This window comes from Pantoea sp. GbtcB22 (assembly GCF_019091025.1).
Lineage (GTDB): Bacteria > Pseudomonadota > Gammaproteobacteria > Enterobacterales > Enterobacteriaceae > Pantoea > Pantoea leporis.
This window is the reverse complement of record NZ_JAGXKB010000593.1, coordinates 1-246: the sequence shown is the minus strand read 5'-3', so window position 1 is coordinate 246 and position 246 is coordinate 1. Positions and strand designations below refer to the sequence as shown.

Annotated in this window: 1 pseudogene; it reads right to left on the bottom strand. The window is 64.2% G+C overall.

From position 1 onward, the window contains the following. A pseudogene (locus KVT28_RS26080) lies at positions 1 to 246 on the bottom strand (nitrate ABC transporter, permease protein); the annotation flags it as partial.

Genomic DNA, 246 nt, shown 5'->3' with positions numbered 1-246 from the left:
GGTCCAGCTTGATGCCGGTTCAGCGCGCTGGCACAGCAGCAGGCCAATCGGCAACCAGGCAAGTGGACTGACCGGACGCAGCAACGCGATGATCGGGTTGGGCATGTGCGCGATAAAGGTAAAACGGCCAATCAGGAATCCGGCGGGTACGCCCACCAGCGCCGCCAGACCAAAGCCGATTGCCACCCGCTGCAGCGAGGCGACCACGGTCCACCCGATGCCCTGATCGGTGGGCCCGTTGTTGTA